Source organism: Devosia sp. (genome assembly GCF_030689745.1).
Lineage (GTDB): Bacteria > Pseudomonadota > Alphaproteobacteria > Rhizobiales > Devosiaceae > Devosia > Devosia alba.
In genome coordinates this window covers 21,744-37,645 of the sequence record NZ_JAUYGL010000079.1, presented here as the reverse complement: position 1 = coordinate 37,645, position 15,902 = coordinate 21,744, and the positions used below count along the sequence as shown (strand labels likewise).

Below are 15,902 nucleotides of genomic sequence, written 5' to 3'. Positions count from 1 at the left end.
GGCTAAAAGGGCATTGCGGTCGGCACAGCACCTGTACTCAACAACCACCGACTGAAGTCGGTGGGTTAGTGACTTACGGACTGAAAGTCCGGATACGCGTCGGCTGAACGACGCGTCGCATTAGTCCGGTTCCATCTTGAAATTATCGTTCGGGCTCGGCTCAAAATGGTGCTCCAGATACTGCTTGATCATCTCCTCCGTCATCTGCCCAACCGTCGCGCAGAAGTAACCTCGCGCCCAAAAATGTTGGCCCCAATAGCGCTTCTTCAGATGCGGAAACTCCTCGAAAAGCTTGCTCGCCGTGCGCCCCTTGATCCGCCTCATGATCTCACTCGGCGCCAAACTCGGCGGACTGCTCACCAGAATGTGCACATGATCCTTGCTCACCACACCTTTCACGATCCGGATCTCAAACGCCTCACACGTCTGCCTCACCAACTCGCGTACTCGCTCAGCCACCTCCCCACTCAGCACCTTGTAGCGGTACTTAGTCACCCAGACAAAGTGATATTCAATCTGGTAAACCGTGTGGCTTCCGTATCTGTAGTCCATGCGCTAGCCCTCCAGCTGCGTATGGTGGCGCTAAAGCTGACCGGCTGGAAGCCGGTGGTTTTAACCCTGTGATAGAAAATAAAGCGCCTCGCCAGTCATCCAATGATGGGTAACGCATCTGTGGAGGATGACGCCATGAAATCGATACTGGGTATGACGGCCCTGGCCGCACTGATGATGGGTGCTGCGGTGGCTACGGTGCAGGCTGACGAAGTGAGCGAGCCTTGGCCTCGTGACGGCGCGCAGCTGTTGCTGGCCGAAGGCGGCAGCGACCGGCTTGCAGACTTTTTCCTGCGGCGCGAGTCACTCGTTGAGAATCGCTCCGGCCAGGACTCCGGCGAGCGCTTTGCTCAGATGGTCGAGGAGCAACCCACCGCCGCCGGTTCCGAGCACGAGCAGCAGACGCAGCGGATCGAAAAGTCGGAACCCGGCATTCTGAAGAACCGGGCACTCTACGGCCCTCACTGACGGCGTAGGTTGTGCGCGACAAAGTCCCTGGGGAGATGCCCATGGCCTGGGTATCCCCCCTTCCCCAGTTACGAGGAACACCGGCCATTCGATCGAGCGGCAACACCGCCTTGCGGAGTTCTTCCGTTGCTTGTCCCGGCTGTCGCGCCACGCCGACTTGCGCGGCGCGGATGCCGTGCCGCGCAAGACCAGGGGCAGGATCACAAGGACGCTCAACCACCCGTGCTGACCATGATCCGCAGCAGCTTTTCCGGTGCCTCGCGGCATTCGTGCTGGCGCGGTTTGCGGTAGCGGGCGGCGCGTATCTGCGCGGCTCAGCGCTCCGACCAGCGGCGGCTAGAAGCGCATTGCGCTCGGCACAGCACCTGTAACAAAGCGCCTCGCCAGCCATCCTAATGATGCATACCGCACCTTTAGAGGATGACACCATGAAAACGCTACTGAGTATGACGGCACTGGCCGCACTGATGATGGGCGCTGCCGTGACTACGGTTCAGGCCGAAGGTGGCAGTGACCGGCTGATGGACTACCGCCTGGAGCAACAGGCCGTGGTGAATAATCGCTCCAGCCAGGACTCCGGCGAGCGCTTTGTTCAGATGATCAAGGAGCAACCCACTGCCGCCGGCCCTGAACGCGAACAGCAGCCGCAACGGATCGAAAGGTCGGAACCCGGCATTCTGAAGAACCGGGCACTCTTTGGTCCTCACTGATGGCGTACACCTTGCGTTATCAAGCATCGGGGGAATACCGGCAATGCCGACATCTCTCCCGCAGCGAAGGCTTGGTTCGGCGCACAGCTTGATGCCGCCGCCATATCTGGCAGGCAGCACGCCAAGCCTGGTTACTCGACAGTCGATCCCGTCTACGGCCGCTGGGTCGCCCCCTGACAGGTCGCGGACTCCTCCCGCAGGCGTAGACACCACGTTCAAGACCTTGCCGGCCGCCACCTGTGTATGCGGCTATTGCCGAAATCGACCGCGAACAGAACGCAGCAACCGTTCGGGCGATCCGGTGAAGATAGGCCCTGGCGCCAACTCCAGGATCAAGCCTGGTTTGCCTTGCGCGCAGCAGCCCGGACCCAGGCCAGCGCGACTGTTGGCAGCAGCAACCATTGCAGCAGCGGCGAGACGCCGAGGGCAACGATCGGCGTCAGCGGCATCCAGTCGGAGTAGGCCCAACTCATCCGCACCGCCGTGTTGAACCACTCGCTGAACGCCGTATACACGAGACCAAAACCGACCGCGACGGCCCCTACCCGTCCCCAACGCCAGCGCTCGAGCGGGCCGGCGCGGGTGACGAGCAGCGCGACGAGCAGGGCCAGGACACCAATCAGCATGTCCCCCAGCGTGCAGTGGATGACGGCGTAGGCGATGGATGCGGGCGACGCCTGCGTCCACAGGGTATAGAGCGGCAGCTGGGCGAGTTCCCAGAGCAGGCTGAGGGGCGCGAATACGACCAGGTAGCGCACCAAGACCAAGCGCCAGAGGCGCGGATCCTCATGCCAGAGACGTGCTCTATCTATCGTCATCGGTCGAACTCCTTGTGTCAGCGCGGCAAGCTAGCGCCCGTCGTGCCAGGCAGCGCTGGGAGATTGTGAAAAACTCCCGTCTACTGCGACCGCCTCGCGACGGCGCTCGATATTTTCCCAACCTCTGAGCACAGGTACTGGGGACCAATTAACGCCCCACTCTGGTCATCAGTACTATCTCGCCCAGCCGAGGCAGCTCCACCTTGGCAGTGTCACCACCATGAACTCATAGCATGAACTCGACCAAGGTCTATTTTTGCGCTTTCTGCCATTCAAACTTCATGAAGGGCTTATCAACCGGTGTCTTGGCAATATGGTTGATGTAATTGCTCATGATTTTCTGGGATAGGCCAAGAATCACTTCCAGTACATGACGCTGCTCATAGCCGGCGGCATAGAAGGCTTGCAAGTCTGCATCGGCGACCTCACCGCGGTTGCGCAGCACTACTAGGGTAAAACTGCGCAGCGCTTCCAGTCGCTCGTTGGATAACGGCGTTTCATCACGCAATGGATTGGTCACGTCGTCCGATACCTTCATCGATTTGGCGATGCCGGTATGTGCGGGCACACAATAATTACAACCATGCTCCACATTGATGCTCTGCCACACCACGGTTTGCTCATCGGCGTCGAAACTGCTGTCGAGAAACAGTGCATGCAACTTCTTGTACGCGTCCAGCACGCCAGGTGCCTCGGCCATTACGGCATGCAAACCTGGGATCATGCCAAAGCTGTTCATGGAATCTTCCAGGAGTGGCTTGGCTGCCTGCGGTGCTGAAGACTGGTCGTGCAGTTTAAAGCTCTTCATGAAAATCGCCTCTGCGCGTGTTGAGCGATTGCTCAACAATAGCGCCCAGGCTACCTATATTTGAGTGGTCACTCAAGCTATAGTTGAGTGACCACTCAAACTAAGCGCCTGCCGAAACCCGAGTCGACGGCACCACGCGAGCTGAAACCCTATGCCTAGAGTCGCAAAATATGATCGCCACACGGCACTGAACAGGGCTGTCGCGCTGTTCTGGGAGCGCGGTTACTTCGCCTCATCGCTGAAGCATATCGAGCAGGCACTGGACATGCGTCCCGGCAGCCTCTATGCCACCTTCGGCAGCAAAAGCGGGTTGTTCGCCGAAGCACTGGGTCTGTACGCCAGTCAAATGGGGGAAGACTTGCAGAGCCAGATCAATGCACATCCGTCTTTACTGGTGGCGCTCAAAGCCTATTTTCAGGCATTGGCCAATACATGCACGGCGACCAGCGCGCCTCCTGCGCGGGCCTGCATGCTCGTCAAGACGTTGCTCGAAGTCGGCGACCAGGAGCCGCAACTGCAACACAAGGTCAATGCGTTGCTGGATGCCGTCGAGCATAAACTGCGCGCTCTTCTTGAGTGTGCGCAACAGCGCGGCGAGCTGCGCCCCGAGGTCGATTGCGCCCGACTGGCTCGGCTGCTGCAGGCCCAGATCATCGGGTTGCGCGCCTTTGCCCAGCGCCAGACACCCGCCCGGCATGTACTCGAACTTGCCGAGGATATGGCTGCCCTGCTGGATCAATATGCGCAGAGCGGCACCGCCGCATAAGCCCATTGCATCCGTGGGATACAGCCAGCTCATCAGCGCACTCCAATCAAGATGGCAATGATGGAGCGGTTGCCGAGTTGATAATTGCGCCGATTTATCCGTTATCCCGCGCAGCAGGACAGTTGCTTCACATCCCTGAAGAAAGTCTGCGCGCAGAGCTTGAGCCCCTCGACCATGGTCAGATAAGGGAATAGCTGGTCGGCCAACTCCAGCACCGTCATCCGTGCGCGAATGGCCAGCGCCGCGCTCTGGATCAGTTCGCCCGCCTCCGGCGCCAGCGCCTGCACGCCCAGCAGGCGGCCCGTGCCGGACTCGGCGACCAGCTTGATGAAGCCGCGCGTATCGAAGTTGACCAGCGCCCGCGGCACGTTATCCAGGCTGAGCGTGCGGCTGTCGGTCTCGATTCCGGCCTGCTGCGCCTGCGCCTCACTGTAGCCGACGGTGGCCACCTGCGGGTCGGTGAACACCACCGCTGGCATGCAACTCAGGTCGAGGCTGACGTCCCCGCCGGTCATGTTGATCGCCGCGCGCGTGCCGGCGGCAGCTGCCACATAGACGAACTGCGGCTGGTCGGTGCAGTCGCCGGCCGCATAGATAGCCGCTGCGCTGCTGCGCATGCCGGGGTCGATCTGGATGGCGCCGCGTTCGTCCAGCTTCACGCCGGCGCCCTGCAGGTTCATGCCCTGGGTGTTGGGTGTGCGGCCGCTGGCGACCAGCAGCTGGTCGGCACGCAGTTCGCCGTGATGGGTGCTCAGGACGAACGCGCCGTCGGCATGAGACACCTGGCTGGCTTGCGTATGTTCCAGCACTTCGATGCCCTCGGCGCGGAAGACAGCGCCGAGCGCCGCGCCTATGGCCGGGTCTTCGCGGAACAACAGCGTATGGCGTGCCAGGATCGTCACCGCGCTACCCAGCCGGGCAAACGCCTGCGCCAGTTCCACCGCGACCACCGAAGAACCGATCACCGCCAGGCGTTTGGGAATGCTGTCGCTCACCAGCGCCGTGCTGGCGGTCCAGTACGGCGTGTCCCCGAGACCGGCAATCAGCGGCACGGCCGGGCTGGCGCCGCTGGCAACCAGGCAGCGGTCGAAGGCCAGCATGCGCTCGCCGCCCTCGCTCAGCGCAACTACCAGATGTTGTCCGTCATGGAAGCGCGCCTCACCGTGCAGCACGCTGATGGCCGGGGTACGCTGCAGGATGCCCTCGTATTTGGCATGGCGCAGTTCGTCCACCAGGCCTTGCTGCTGGGCCAGCAGGCGTGCGCGCAATACGGCCGGGGTCGCGGCGGACAAGCCGCCATCGAACGGACTCTGGCGCCGGGTATGCGCCACATGGGCGGCACGAATCATGATTTTCGACGGTATGCAGCCGACGTTGACGCAGGTGCCGCCGAGGCTGCCACGTTCGATCAGGGTGACCTGTGCGCCGCGCTCGACGGCCTTGAGCGCCGCCGCCATGGCCGCCCCGCCGCTGCCGATGACGGCGATGTGCAGCGGTTGCTCGCCGTCCGCCCACCGCGCTGCAACACCTGGGCCGTCCAGCGCCCGGTCGCTCAGTCCAATCCTCAACAGACTATTGGGGTTACTCATTCTCACTCCTCGAACGAAGCCGGGTAGCCCGCGTTTTCGCTGGCCTCGCTCAGGGCTTGCGCGCTGGTCTTGCTGTCATCGAAGGTGACCAGCGCCTCCCTATCGTCGAAACTGACCTCGACCTTGGTCACGCCCTCGACCCTGGTCAGCGCCTTCTTCACCGTCAACGGGCAAGCGGCGCAGGTCATACCCGGCACCGACAGCGTGACAGTCTGGCTGTCGGCCCACGCTGGAGCAGAGAACAGGCTGGCGAGAACGATGGATGCGCGCAGCTTTTTCCAAGGCGCATCCCTGCGCCTTATCCCTTCGGGGCTGGGGCGAAAACCTGTTCCAGATAAATTTTTCATGACTAACGCCTGATCAGTAGAACCATGGAAGAAAGTAGGGGAAACCGAGCGCGACCAGCACCAATGCCAGCACCACCCAGAACAGCAGCTTGTAGCTGCGGCGTACCTGAGGGATGGCACAGACTTCGCCCGGTGTGCAGACCTGAGCAGGACGGAAGATCCGTCGCCAGGCGAAGAACAGCGCCAGCAGTGCTGCGCCGATAAAGAGTGGCCGGTATGGTTCCAGCACGCTCAGGTTGCCGATCCAGGCACCGCTAAATCCCAGCGTGATCAACAGCAGCGGCCCCAGGCAGCAGGTCGAGGCGAGAATCGCGGCGAGTCCCCCGGCGGCAAGAGGGGCGCCTGCGCTTGGCTGTTCCGGCATGCCTGTCTCCTTTCGAGTAGCTGATCGATGGTTTAAGGTTACTTCCGTAGTCATGTACGGAATCAAGCGCTATGCAGAGCCATCGACCAAGCCTGACCATCGGCGCCTTTGCCAGGGTCGCCGGAGTCAATCTGGAAACCATCAGGTTCTATCAACGCAAGGGCCTGCTGCCTGAGCCGCAGCGCCCGCCCGGCGGCATCCGCCGCTACGGACAGGCGGACGTGGCGCGGCTGAGCTTCGTGAAAACCGCTCAGCGTCTGGGCTTCAGCCTGGATGAGATCGCCGAGCTGCTACGCCTGGAAGATGGCACCCACTGCGCGGAGGCCAGCCGCCTGGCCGAACGCAAGCTGGCGGACGTGCAGGCGAAGCTGGCCGACCTGGCGCGCATCGAAGCGGTGTTGTCCCAGCTTGTGTGCGCCTGCCAAGCCGGCAAGGGCAAGGTTGCCTGCCCGCTGATCGCCTCGTTGCAAGGCGCAACGGAACCACTGCCACTGGGCACCAGCCGGTCATGAGCCAAGCACTGCCCTGAGCCCATTTGGCCCACCCTCGAGAGGGCGGTCGACAAGCAGCCACGGAAACCCGCTTGTTGATCGACGTCCCTCGAATGCCCTTCACTTGTCGGCAACTGCCTTCTGTCGGCGGGCTCAATTGTCGTAACAACCACCACCGTGAATCAGATACTCCAAGGCCCGCAGCTTGCCCTCACTATCTTCGTAGTGCATGACCGAGGGCACGACATCGCACACCTGGCTGGTGTCGCTAATGGCCAGAACCCGCGCGATATCCAGCTTCATCCCGTAGTGGTAGGTCTCGACCGGGATCTGCTCCAGGTGTGACGGAATACCCGGTTGCATGTCCTGTTTCAGTTGCGTCTGGCCGGCATGTACCAGCCCTCCAGCACCGACCAGGCTTATTGCGGCGATCAGGCTGGCAACTCGGATTGTGCGTTTCATGACGTCATCCTCCAGGGGAATTTGACTGACATGAATTTGATCTGCTGTGGCCGCGCTTGTTACAGCTCGCGCCATGCTGTTCGTCCGCACACAGGCACCTGGCCTGCACCGATCGAGTCGATCTCTTCCCGCGTTAACTCGCCGCTGTAACAAACGACCGGCCAATGCCTCCAAAGGGCGTGGAGCTGATATCCAGCGTCGTGCTTTCTCATCCACCCGCCATTTGAACCCGCTAAAGGAATTGACCCATGAATAAAGCCGTAACCACCACTTCCCTGGCCCTGGCCCTGAGCGCCGCCCTGGCAGTTGCCGCCATTCCGATGACCGCTCACGCCGCCGAGAAAGACAAGTGCTTCGGCGTAGCGCTCAAAGGCAAGAACGACTGCAAGGCGGGTGCAGGCACGTCCTGCGCCGGCACCTCGAAGGTCGACTATCAAAGCAATGCCTGGTCCATGGTGCCCAAGGGTACGTGCGAACAAACCACCTCACCGACCTCCCCCACCGGCTTTGGCCAACTCCAGGAATTCAAGGCAAAAAGTGCCTGATCGACGAATGAACGGTCGCGGAGCGTTCCCATGAATCAACCTCTCAGCGATACACCGTTCATGGGGGACGCTGCCAGCGCAGCCTCCCCCGTGTTGCCGAGCCGTGCCGGCATCGGTTTAAAGCCCGAACACTTTCGCGATGTGCTCGCGCAAACGCCCGAGCTGGGGTTCTTTGAAGTCCACGCCGAGAATTACATGGTGGCGGGTGGGCCTTTCCACTATTACCTGGAAAAGATTCGCGCGCGCTATCCGCTGTCCATCCATGGTGTCGGCCTATCCATTGGCGGTCAGGGCCCGCTGGATGAGGACCATCTGGCGCGCCTGGCCGCACTGCTGGAGCGCTACCAGCCAGAGTCGTTTTCCGAACACCTGGCCTGGTCCAGTCATGCCGGCAGATTTTTCAATGACCTGCTGCCACTGCCTTATACCGCGCAGAGCCTCGCGCATGTGTGTGCCCATATAGACCATGTGCAGGAGCGCCTGGGGCGGCGCATGCTGCTGGAAAACCCCGCCACTTACGTTCAGTTCGCTGCCTCGACCATGGCCGAGAACGAGTTCATCAGCCAGGTCGTCTGCCGCACAGGTTGCGGGCTGCTGCTGGATGTCAACAACGTGCACGTGGCCAGCGTCAATCATGGCGGCAATGCCCACGATTACATCCTTGGCCTGCCGCTGCATGCAGTTGCCGAAATTCACCTGGCCGGCTTTGCCGAAGCGACGGACTCCATCGGCCAGCCACTGCTGATCGACAGCCATGGCGCACCCGTGGCGCAAGCCGTCTGGGCGCTTTATGCCTTTACCCTGGGGCTGACGGGGCCCAAACCGACACTGATCGAACGCGACAACGCTATTCCCGAGCTGGCGGTTTTGCTGCACGAAGCCCGGCAGGCGGACGCCATCATGGAACGCTTGTTCAAGGACTCCGTGCCAGGCACAGAGTCGCAGAAGGCACCGGCATGAGCGACCATGACGATTTCGCCGCCACCTTACTCAGCGACACCGGCGATTGCCCGCCGGGCTTGCGTGCCTGGAACGGCTCCGATCCGGCCCAGCGCTTTGCGGTCTATCGCAACAACGTCACGGTTTCCCTCATCGATGCTCTGGCCGACACCTACCCGGTGACCCAAGCCATGCTCGGCGAAGAGTTTTTCCGCGCCATGGCGCGCCTGTACGTTCGCGCCGAGCCGCCCCGTTCACCGGTACTGGCGTGGTATGGCGACTCGTTCCCCGACTTTGTCCAAGGCTTCCCGCCGGCCTCCGGCCTGCCCTACCTGGCCGACCTCGCCCGCTTGGAAATGCGCTATGTGCAGGCCTATCACGCTGCAGACGCAAGCGCGTTGCCAATGGCCGACCTGGCCGGCTTGTTGGCCGATGCGAATGCCCTCGCCCATGTGCGTTTCAGCCTGCACCCCGCCCTCGAGACAGTACGTTCACGCTATGCCGTGGTATCGCTCTGGATCGCCCATCAGGGGCAAACGCCAGCCAACAGCCTGGGCGAGATAAACCTCGACCTTGGCGAAGCGGCGCTGCTGATCCGTCAGGGCCTCGAGGTGGAGATTGTCCGCATTGAAGCTGGCGCCGCGCAGTTCATCGACTGCCTGCGCAGCGGTGCGAGCTTCGCCGATGCGGTGCACAGCGCCGCGCCTTTCGACCTGAGTAACGCACTGGCGCTGCTGATCCGCGGCGGCGCCATCACCCACTTCACTCTTCAGGAATAACCCGCTATGCATCAGGCCCGTCCGGTACAGCTGATCAAATGGTTGATTGCCTTATTCGAACGAACTCCCTATTGGCTGATTGCCTTGCTCGGACGGTTTTCCATCGCGGCTGTTTTCTGGAAGTCCGGACAGACCAAGGTGCAAGGCTTTGCCCTCGATATCGTCTCCGGCGAGTTTCAATTCGGTATGCCACAGCTCTCCGACTCGGCGGTCTATCTGTTTGAGGAGGAATATCACCTGCCGCTGATCGCGCCCGAACCGGCGGCCATCATGGCGGCCTTTGCCGAACACATTTTTCCGGCCCTGATTCTGCTGGGCCTGGCCACGCGCTTTTCCGCCCTGGCGCTGCTACTCATGACCCTGATCATCCAGTTGCTGGTCTACCCCGATGCCTACCCGACACACGGTGTGTGGGCCACGGTGCTGCTGCTGTTGCTGGCGAAAGGTCCTGGCGCTGTCGCCCTGGATCGCTTCATTGCACGGAAATTCAGCTGATAAAGGCTGCAAGCGAGTGCGCCCTGCACCGCTCAAGCCTCATGGAGCGACAACGACATGCATAAAGACACACTGCGATGAGCATTCGCCAGCGCCTGACGACCAGCTATGCCATCGTCCTGGTATTTCTTCTGGCCATTGTCCTCATCAGCCTGCAACGCTTCGATCAGCAGGCCCAGAGCATGCATGACGTCGTCGAAGGGGATGCCGCGCGTGCCAAGCTTGCCTCAGCCATCAACCTGCACGCCGAAACGGCAGCCAGTCGCTTACTGCTGCTCTTCGTCCTTGAAGACCGCGAACAGCGAACCGCCATCTACCAGGAGATCGACGCGCAGAACGCCGAGATCGATCAAGCCCTGCAGGGCTTTCGCGCACTGATGAGCGAGCCTGAGTCGCAGGCGATGCTCGCCCGCCTGGAAAGCCTGCGCAATGCCTATGAAACGCACTTCAGTGCCACGGTAGAAGAGCTGGAAGTGGGCGAGCGAGCCTCGGCCGTGCAGCTTATGACGGGGCCGACTCTCAGCGCACTCAATGCCCTGCTGGCGCAAACAGCGGCATTGGCAGAGCAGCAGCAACTGTCCATGCAGGCACGCCAGGCACAGGCAGTGCAGGCATCCGAACGCTCTATCCAGCTGTTGCTCGCCCTGGGTTTCAGCGCCTTGATCGCGGGCCTGCTGATGGCGATTTATATGACCCGCAGTATCACCCAGCCGCTGGATCGCGCGGGAATGGCGGCTGATCGGATTTCCGGCGGCGACCTCAGCCTCACGATCGACAAGGTCGGCAAGGCCGGCAAGGCCGGCAAGGCCGGCAAGGATGAAATCGGCAAACTGTTGGCGGGCATGCGCAGCATGTGCGAACGCCTGCGTACTGTTATCGGCTCGATCCTGAGCAGCGCAGCACAGGTAGACTCGGCGGCCGAGCAACTGCGGGTGCCCGCAGCCAAGGTCAAGGCGGACTCGGCACTGCAGAACGAACTGGCGTGCTCTATCGATCGTTCCATCGCCCAGTTATCCCAGGGCATCGGCGCGATGGCAGGCAACGTTTCGACCACCCGCGACCAGGCCCTCAAGGCCCGCGACCTGGCGCAGGAAGGTGCGCGGGCCATCAGCGTGGTTGCCGCGGAAATCGCCCAGATCGCCACGGCCGTCGATGGCTCGGCCCAGTCGGTCGCCCGGCTCGGCCTGAGCGCCAAAGAAGTCGCGGGGGCGGTCAGCCTGATCCGTCAGATCGCCGATCAAACCAACCTCCTGGCGCTGAACGCGTCCATCGAGGCGGCACGGGCCGGTGACAGTGGCAGAGGCTTCGCGGTCGTCGCCGATGAAGTGCGTACGCTGGCCAACCGCACCGCGGATGTCACCGAAGAAATTGACCGGGTGATGACCCTGATCAATCAACAGACCCAGAATGCGACCCGCGACATAGACGCGGGCAAGCGCGGCATGGAGCACGGCATGGGTTTGATACAGAGCATAGCCGCCCCGTTGGAGGCATTACAGACCGATGCCCAGGATTCCCTCGACAACCTTGAACAACTGACTGCACTGGCGGCTGACCAGGCCCGGGAAAGCGAGGCGATTGCCGGCAACGTGCGCACCATCGTCGAGATGGCCAGGACCAATAAACAGGCTACCGAACAGCTTTCAACGATCACCGGCGAACTGTTGCAAACAGCCGCAGGATTGCAGGCCTCGGTTGCCGCCTTCCGCCTGTAGCCGGGCGCAAGCAAGCCCCGCACAGTAAGGAGGCACACCAGCATGATCGGTGACACCCTGCAGCGATTCGCCCAGCTCGCCTCGATTCGCAGCCGATTGATCCTGGCGTTCTCCGCCCTGCTCGGGCTGTTGCTGGCCCTCTCGGTGATGGCCTCGCACCGCCTCGAAACACTGGGCGTCAGCATGCACGAGTTGGTCGATCAGCCCGCCCGACTCGCCCTGCTCGCCGAGCGCGCGAACCAGCACGCGCAACACGCCGCCATCCAGCTGCTGCGCCTGTTGCAAACCCCCGAGCGGGATCAGCGAATCCCGCTTTATGCGCAGATGGATGCCGCCATGACGGCATCGGATGCTGCAATCGCCGGCCTGGCGCAGGCGGATAATCGGGCCTACCCGCAAGCGCATATCGCCCATGCCACCGAGTTGCGTCAACGCTATGGTGCCTTGTTTCAGGAGACGGTCGAGCTCATCGAAATCCAGGGCCTGACTCAGGCTCGAGCGCACTTCGAACGGCACACGGACGCTGCACTGAATGCGTTACTGGATGAGACATTGCGCCTGGCGGAGCGTCAACAAGCACTGATGAACCTGGAGGTCGAGCGTTTTGAGCAGTCCGCCAGTGCCACACGCCTGCAAATAGTCGCGATCACGGCCAGCGCGCTGCTACTCGGCGCCCTGCTGGCCCTGTTGATCTCGCGCTCCATCGTCATGCCCATAGGTGAAGCGGTCGCCGTGGCCGAAACAATCGCCGCTGGCCATTACAACGAGCGCATTCCTCACGGTAGAGGCCCGGAAGTGCAGGTACTGCTGCGCGCGTTGGCTCTGATGCGCAGAAACATCGTGATTCGCGAAGAGCGGATAACCCGCCTGGCCTATGTCGACAGCTTGACCGGCCTGCCCAACAGGGCACATTTCATGGAGGCACTCGCCACAGCCAGCGCAGGTGAACATGGCGCCCTAGTGATCCTCAATATCGATCGCTTCGCACCGATCAATAACGCCCTGGGCCATGCAGTGGACGACCGCATGCTTGGCGAAATAGCGGCTCGCCTGCGCGCCTGCGTTGCCGCGCCCCACCTGGTCGCGCGACTTGGCGGTGACGAGTTCGCCATTCTGTACGAAGGCAGCGATAGATCCGCCAGTACTGGGCACATACAGATGATTCTGGACGCGCTACGCCGGCCGATGCGCCTCGATGGCCAGCGACTGGATATCGATGCAAGCCTGGGCATCGTGTTCTATCCGGATGATGGTAATGACCCCACCGCCTTGCTCAGGCGCGCCGACTTGGCAATCAAGGCGGCCAAACGCCGGCACGACAGTTATGCGTTTGCCGCGGAATTCAAGGACGTGGTGCAGCATGCGCAACTCACCTTGCTCGGCGAGATGCGCGATGCCCTGGCGCGCAATGAATTCGTCATTCATTACCAGCCAAAATTGAATCTTGCCGACGCTCGCATCAGCGGGGTTGAAGCACTGTTGCGCTGGCACCATCCGCTCAGGGGCTTGCTTGCACCTGATCTGTTTATCCCGTTTGCAGAGCAAACCGGCTTCATTCGCGAGATCACGCCCTGGCTGATTCGTGAGGTGGTTGGTCACGCCACGCAGTGGCGGCGCGATGGTGTGGAACTCGTGGCCTCGCTCAACATGTCGGCACTCGACCTGCTCAATCCAGCACTCATCGATGGGCTACAACAGCTGCTGATCCAGACGTCCTTGCCGGCTGAAATGCTCTGTCTCGAAATAACTGAAAGCGCCCTGATGGACGACCCCGAACGGGCGCACACGCACCTGCTCACGCTCGCTCGGCTGGGCGTCAAGCTATCGATCGACGACTATGGCGCCGGCCATGCCTCACTGGCCTATGTGAGAACGCTGCCGGTCCATGAACTGAAGATCGATCGATCCTTCATCACCCGGGTTGACCAGCAACGTAAAAGTGCAGCCATCGTGCGCTCGACCATCGTGCTGTGCCGTGAACTCGGCTTGTCGGTTGTCGCCGAAGGCGTCGAGACGGCCAGCGAACTGGAGTGGCTGCAGGTCAATCGCTGTGATCTGGCACAAGGCTTTGGCATCGGCCGGCCGATGCCGGTGCACGAGCTATATGGCTGGCTGGCCGCTACCCACGCGGGGCTGGCAGGAATAGTAGCTGGCAGGCCGGCGCTACAGGTAGAGAGCGACAGCAAGACTGTCTAGCCCTGCCCCCTCAAAGCATCGCGGCGAACCAACATCACAGGTAAAACAGCCCGCATTCCAGCTGGATGCGAGCACCTGACAGATGATCATTGCCACACCGGTCACGGATTGAGGGCACCCGCGGAGCGCGGAAACGGACGATTGCGGCCAGGCTTGAGCGCGCAATCGATCAACAGGTAATCCATGTCCTCGACTTAACCCGAGCGCTTCTCGATTGCGTGCTGGATATGACCAAGCGTGGCCTCTACCTCTGCACTGTCCGTCGGCACTGCTAACGCCTGCAAGACAGCCGACGTCAGAGCCAGTTGCTTGATATAGGTGCGGCAGTTTTTGCATTGCCGCAGATGCACATAGACAGCGATGCGTTTTCCAAGGCTCAGCTGCTTATCGATAACATCCGAGCCTAACTGTGCCATTTCTCGGCAGGTCAGCATGTTCTTTCCTCCGCGAAAAATGCAGCCGTCATGTGCGGACAATCAGTGGTGAAAACCACCACACCAAGCAGCCCGCCTGGAAACGCTCTTGGCTCGATAGGCCGCGGTGCAAATATCGAATGCCTTCACACCTAGCCTTTCACAAGCGCTCAGCTGCGGCCAATAGAGATCAGCGCCACCTCGAGTTCCTGCGAACTCAGCTGAGGCAGCGGCAAGGCGATAAACTTGTCGACTCGATACACGATGCTTGCCACTGCTGCATCGAACAGCGCATCGATGTCCGCCTGAGTTCCGCCTTCGATTGCCGGGTCGGGCAACCCCCAGTGCGCTCTCAATGCACTCCCGAAGTAGGCCGGACAGGGTTCGGCGGCGGCGTTGTCGCACAGGCTGATGAGCAGATCCGGCTGCAGCGGCCGATGCTCTGCCTGGGACTTGCTGTGCAGCCCATCGATCGCGATGCCGGCGCGCTGTAGCGCCCTCAGGCTTTGCGGATGAACCCGGCCGCAGGGTTTGCTGCCCGCGCTGTAGGCATGCATATGCGCAGGGGCCAGATGGTTGAAGATGGCCTCGGCGAGGATGCTGCGGCAACTATTGGCGGTACAGAGAAACAGAATATTCATCGCATGCTCACGGAACAATCTATGCCGGGTCAGGGCCGAACGCCTTGGGCCTGGTTCAGGGCCTGAACCCAGCTGTCGACGGAAATGGGTAAATAGCCGGTGATCTCCAGCGCGCGGTCTTCGAACACATCCTCACCGGGATGGGCCGCCTGCCAAGCCGCGACCACCTGATCGCGGTGCTCGATCAGCACCTGGATATGGGGGCGAAACAGCTGCAGCAGTGCAGTCAGCCACAGATTGGCCGGCCAGGATGGATGGGCATGATCGATGCCAAACCTCGGCAGCAGCTGTTTCATCGCTGCGGCGGGATACCAGGTCTCGCCCGTCACCCAGCGATTGCAGGCGAACAGTCCAATCGGCTGGCCCCAGGCATCCATGGACACGGCAATCAGATGGGCGATGGCCTCATCGCCGCTCGGCCAGGGTTCACTCCCCGCTGGCGCCGACAGCGGTTGCAACCCACTGGGGATGCCCTGACCACGGATAAACGTATGGAAATGACCATGTTCCAGGCCACCTTCACGGTGAGCGTGGTAGTAGTACTGCGCATGCCTATCGCGGTCGAACACGTCGCCATCGGGGTAATGATTCATCTCGTAGAAGCCGTCATGGCCCTTGAGCAGCTCGCCGACCACATTGAGACCGGCTTTGCTCAAGGCCCGCTGACAGCGCTGGATTTCTTCTGCGGCAGCCAGTTGAGCCGATCGTTCTGCCGCGCTCAACCGCTCGGCATGCGGCAACTCGATCGCACAGTCGGGCAGTGCGGTATCGAAAGCAGGAAGTTGGGCGTTCATCGCTGGATCT

At 61.5% G+C, this 15,902-nt stretch carries 19 protein-coding genes and 1 pseudogene; 10 read left to right on the top strand and 10 right to left on the bottom strand.

Going from position 1 to position 15,902, the window contains the following annotated elements; all coding sequences use genetic code 11:
* Nucleotides 1-120: 120 nt before the first annotated feature.
* Nucleotides 121-552 (bottom strand): IS200/IS605 family transposase, encoded by a 432-nt coding sequence (gene tnpA, locus Q8O80_RS06915; protein ID WP_305578320.1) that lies wholly within the window; start codon nt 550-552, stop codon nt 121-123.
* Between the two features lie 135 nt (nt 553-687).
* Here tnpA and Q8O80_RS06910 point away from each other — a divergent pair, with 135 nt between their 5' ends.
* Nucleotides 688-1,020 carry a hypothetical protein gene (locus tag Q8O80_RS06910; protein WP_305578318.1) on the top strand — a complete coding sequence of 111 codons (333 nt, stop codon included), beginning with the start codon at nt 688-690 and terminating at the stop codon, nt 1,018-1,020.
* 428 nt (nt 1,021-1,448) lie between these two features.
* On the top strand, nt 1,449-1,730 hold the full coding sequence (locus Q8O80_RS06905; RefSeq protein WP_305578316.1) for a hypothetical protein: 282 nt from the start codon (nt 1,449-1,451) through the stop codon (nt 1,728-1,730).
* Between the two features lie 332 nt (nt 1,731-2,062).
* Here Q8O80_RS06905 and Q8O80_RS06900 read toward each other — a convergent pair whose 3' ends face one another.
* Together Q8O80_RS06900 and Q8O80_RS06895 are read right to left on the bottom strand one after the other, a co-directional pair.
* Nucleotides 2,063-2,491, bottom strand: coding sequence for a hypothetical protein (locus tag Q8O80_RS06900; RefSeq protein WP_305578314.1), 429 nt, complete (start codon nt 2,489-2,491; stop codon nt 2,063-2,065).
* Nucleotides 2,492-2,798: 307 nt separating this feature from the next.
* Nucleotides 2,799-3,356 (bottom strand): carboxymuconolactone decarboxylase family protein, encoded by a 558-nt coding sequence (locus tag Q8O80_RS06895; RefSeq protein WP_125024889.1) that lies wholly within the window; start codon nt 3,354-3,356, stop codon nt 2,799-2,801.
* Nucleotides 3,357-3,507: 151 nt separating this feature from the next.
* Here Q8O80_RS06895 and Q8O80_RS06890 point away from each other — a divergent pair, with 151 nt between their 5' ends.
* Complete coding sequence (locus Q8O80_RS06890) at nt 3,508-4,122, top strand: TetR/AcrR family transcriptional regulator (RefSeq protein ID WP_305578309.1); 615 nt, start codon at nt 3,508-3,510, stop codon at nt 4,120-4,122.
* A gap of 101 nt (nt 4,123-4,223) precedes the next feature.
* Here Q8O80_RS06890 and merA read toward each other — a convergent pair.
* The 3 genes and pseudogenes from merA to merT all read right to left on the bottom strand — a co-directional run.
* Nucleotides 4,224-5,687: pseudogene (gene merA / locus Q8O80_RS06885) on the bottom strand (mercury(II) reductase); the annotation flags it as partial.
* A 26-nt stretch (nt 5,688-5,713) separates the two neighbouring features.
* Nucleotides 5,714-6,058, bottom strand: coding sequence for a mercury resistance system periplasmic binding protein MerP (gene merP / locus Q8O80_RS06880; protein ID WP_305578307.1), 345 nt, complete (start codon nt 6,056-6,058; stop codon nt 5,714-5,716).
* A gap of 13 nt (nt 6,059-6,071) precedes the next feature.
* The gene (merT, locus tag Q8O80_RS06875; RefSeq protein WP_305578305.1) at nt 6,072-6,422 is read right to left on the bottom strand and encodes a mercuric ion transporter MerT; all 351 of its coding nucleotides are present in this window, start codon (nt 6,420-6,422) and stop codon (nt 6,072-6,074) included.
* A gap of 71 nt (nt 6,423-6,493) precedes the next feature.
* Here merT and merR point away from each other — a divergent pair, with 71 nt between their 5' ends.
* Nucleotides 6,494-6,934 carry an Hg(II)-responsive transcriptional regulator gene (gene merR, locus Q8O80_RS06870; protein ID WP_305578303.1) on the top strand — a complete coding sequence of 147 codons (441 nt, stop codon included), beginning with the start codon at nt 6,494-6,496 and terminating at the stop codon, nt 6,932-6,934.
* Between the two features lie 132 nt (nt 6,935-7,066).
* Here merR and Q8O80_RS06865 read toward each other — a convergent pair whose 3' ends face one another.
* A complete protein-coding gene (locus Q8O80_RS06865; protein ID WP_305578301.1) occupies nt 7,067-7,375 on the bottom strand; it encodes a DUF2790 domain-containing protein in 309 nt (102 codons plus the stop codon).
* Between the two features lie 248 nt (nt 7,376-7,623).
* On the opposite strand from Q8O80_RS06865, the gene Q8O80_RS06860 reads away from it, so the two are divergent.
* The 6 genes from Q8O80_RS06860 to Q8O80_RS06835 all read left to right on the top strand — a co-directional run bounded on the left by Q8O80_RS06860 (nt 7,624) and on the right by Q8O80_RS06835 (nt 14,044).
* On the top strand, nt 7,624-7,920 hold the full coding sequence (locus tag Q8O80_RS06860) for a DUF2282 domain-containing protein (RefSeq protein WP_305578299.1): 297 nt from the start codon (nt 7,624-7,626) through the stop codon (nt 7,918-7,920).
* A 30-nt stretch (nt 7,921-7,950) separates the two neighbouring features.
* Complete coding sequence (locus Q8O80_RS06855; protein WP_305578297.1) at nt 7,951-8,880, top strand: DUF692 domain-containing protein; 930 nt, start codon at nt 7,951-7,953, stop codon at nt 8,878-8,880.
* On the top strand, nt 8,877-9,638 hold the full coding sequence (locus Q8O80_RS06850) for a DUF2063 domain-containing protein (protein WP_305578295.1): 762 nt from the start codon (nt 8,877-8,879) through the stop codon (nt 9,636-9,638). The genes Q8O80_RS06855 and Q8O80_RS06850 overlap by 4 nt, the downstream gene beginning before the upstream one ends.
* A gap of 6 nt (nt 9,639-9,644) precedes the next feature.
* On the top strand, nt 9,645-10,133 hold the full coding sequence (locus Q8O80_RS06845; RefSeq protein ID WP_305578293.1) for a DoxX family protein: 489 nt from the start codon (nt 9,645-9,647) through the stop codon (nt 10,131-10,133).
* A 77-nt stretch (nt 10,134-10,210) separates the two neighbouring features.
* Nucleotides 10,211-11,848 (top strand): methyl-accepting chemotaxis protein, encoded by a 1,638-nt coding sequence (locus tag Q8O80_RS06840; RefSeq protein ID WP_305578291.1) that lies wholly within the window; start codon nt 10,211-10,213, stop codon nt 11,846-11,848.
* 42 nt (nt 11,849-11,890) lie between these two features.
* On the top strand, nt 11,891-14,044 hold the full coding sequence (locus Q8O80_RS06835) for a bifunctional diguanylate cyclase/phosphodiesterase (RefSeq protein ID WP_305578290.1): 2,154 nt from the start codon (nt 11,891-11,893) through the stop codon (nt 14,042-14,044).
* 194 nt (nt 14,045-14,238) lie between these two features.
* Here Q8O80_RS06835 and Q8O80_RS06830 read toward each other — a convergent pair whose 3' ends face one another.
* The 3 genes from Q8O80_RS06830 to Q8O80_RS06820 all read right to left on the bottom strand — a co-directional run bounded on the left by Q8O80_RS06830 (nt 14,239) and on the right by Q8O80_RS06820 (nt 15,892).
* The gene (locus tag Q8O80_RS06830; RefSeq protein WP_305578288.1) at nt 14,239-14,478 is read right to left on the bottom strand and encodes a hypothetical protein; all 240 of its coding nucleotides are present in this window, start codon (nt 14,476-14,478) and stop codon (nt 14,239-14,241) included.
* 149 nt (nt 14,479-14,627) lie between these two features.
* Nucleotides 14,628-15,098, bottom strand: coding sequence for an arsenate reductase ArsC (locus Q8O80_RS06825; RefSeq protein WP_305578286.1), 471 nt, complete (start codon nt 15,096-15,098; stop codon nt 14,628-14,630).
* Nucleotides 15,099-15,127: 29 nt separating this feature from the next.
* The gene (locus Q8O80_RS06820; RefSeq protein WP_305578284.1) at nt 15,128-15,892 is read right to left on the bottom strand and encodes a hypothetical protein; all 765 of its coding nucleotides are present in this window, start codon (nt 15,890-15,892) and stop codon (nt 15,128-15,130) included.
* Nucleotides 15,893-15,902 lie beyond the last annotated feature (10 nt).

Coding starts and splice junctions, on each gene's coding strand:
- Q8O80_RS06830 (WP_305578288.1), bottom strand. CDS start 14,478: ATGCTGACCTGCCGAGAAATGGCACAGTTAGGCTCGGATGTTATCGAT.
- Q8O80_RS06855 (WP_305578297.1), top strand. CDS start 7,951: ATGAATCAACCTCTCAGCGATACACCGTTCATGGGGGACGCTGCCAGC.
- merP (WP_305578307.1), bottom strand. CDS start 6,058: ATGAAAAATTTATCTGGAACAGGTTTTCGCCCCAGCCCCGAAGGGATA.
- Q8O80_RS06860 (WP_305578299.1), top strand. CDS start 7,624: ATGAATAAAGCCGTAACCACCACTTCCCTGGCCCTGGCCCTGAGCGCC.
- Q8O80_RS06895 (WP_125024889.1), bottom strand. CDS start 3,356: ATGAAGAGCTTTAAACTGCACGACCAGTCTTCAGCACCGCAGGCAGCC.
- Q8O80_RS06910 (WP_305578318.1), top strand. CDS start 688: ATGAAATCGATACTGGGTATGACGGCCCTGGCCGCACTGATGATGGGT.
- merR (WP_305578303.1), top strand. CDS start 6,494: ATGCAGAGCCATCGACCAAGCCTGACCATCGGCGCCTTTGCCAGGGTC.
- Q8O80_RS06835 (WP_305578290.1), top strand. CDS start 11,891: ATGATCGGTGACACCCTGCAGCGATTCGCCCAGCTCGCCTCGATTCGC.
- Q8O80_RS06850 (WP_305578295.1), top strand. CDS start 8,877: ATGAGCGACCATGACGATTTCGCCGCCACCTTACTCAGCGACACCGGC.
- Q8O80_RS06865 (WP_305578301.1), bottom strand. CDS start 7,375: ATGAAACGCACAATCCGAGTTGCCAGCCTGATCGCCGCAATAAGCCTG.
- Q8O80_RS06890 (WP_305578309.1), top strand. CDS start 3,508: ATGCCTAGAGTCGCAAAATATGATCGCCACACGGCACTGAACAGGGCT.
- tnpA (WP_305578320.1), bottom strand. CDS start 552: ATGGACTACAGATACGGAAGCCACACGGTTTACCAGATTGAATATCAC.
- Q8O80_RS06820 (WP_305578284.1), bottom strand. CDS start 15,892: ATGAACGCCCAACTTCCTGCTTTCGATACCGCACTGCCCGACTGTGCG.
- Q8O80_RS06845 (WP_305578293.1), top strand. CDS start 9,645: ATGCATCAGGCCCGTCCGGTACAGCTGATCAAATGGTTGATTGCCTTA.
- Q8O80_RS06825 (WP_305578286.1), bottom strand. CDS start 15,098: ATGAATATTCTGTTTCTCTGTACCGCCAATAGTTGCCGCAGCATCCTC.
- Q8O80_RS06905 (WP_305578316.1), top strand. CDS start 1,449: ATGAAAACGCTACTGAGTATGACGGCACTGGCCGCACTGATGATGGGC.
- merT (WP_305578305.1), bottom strand. CDS start 6,422: ATGCCGGAACAGCCAAGCGCAGGCGCCCCTCTTGCCGCCGGGGGACTC.
- Q8O80_RS06840 (WP_305578291.1), top strand. CDS start 10,211: ATGAGCATTCGCCAGCGCCTGACGACCAGCTATGCCATCGTCCTGGTA.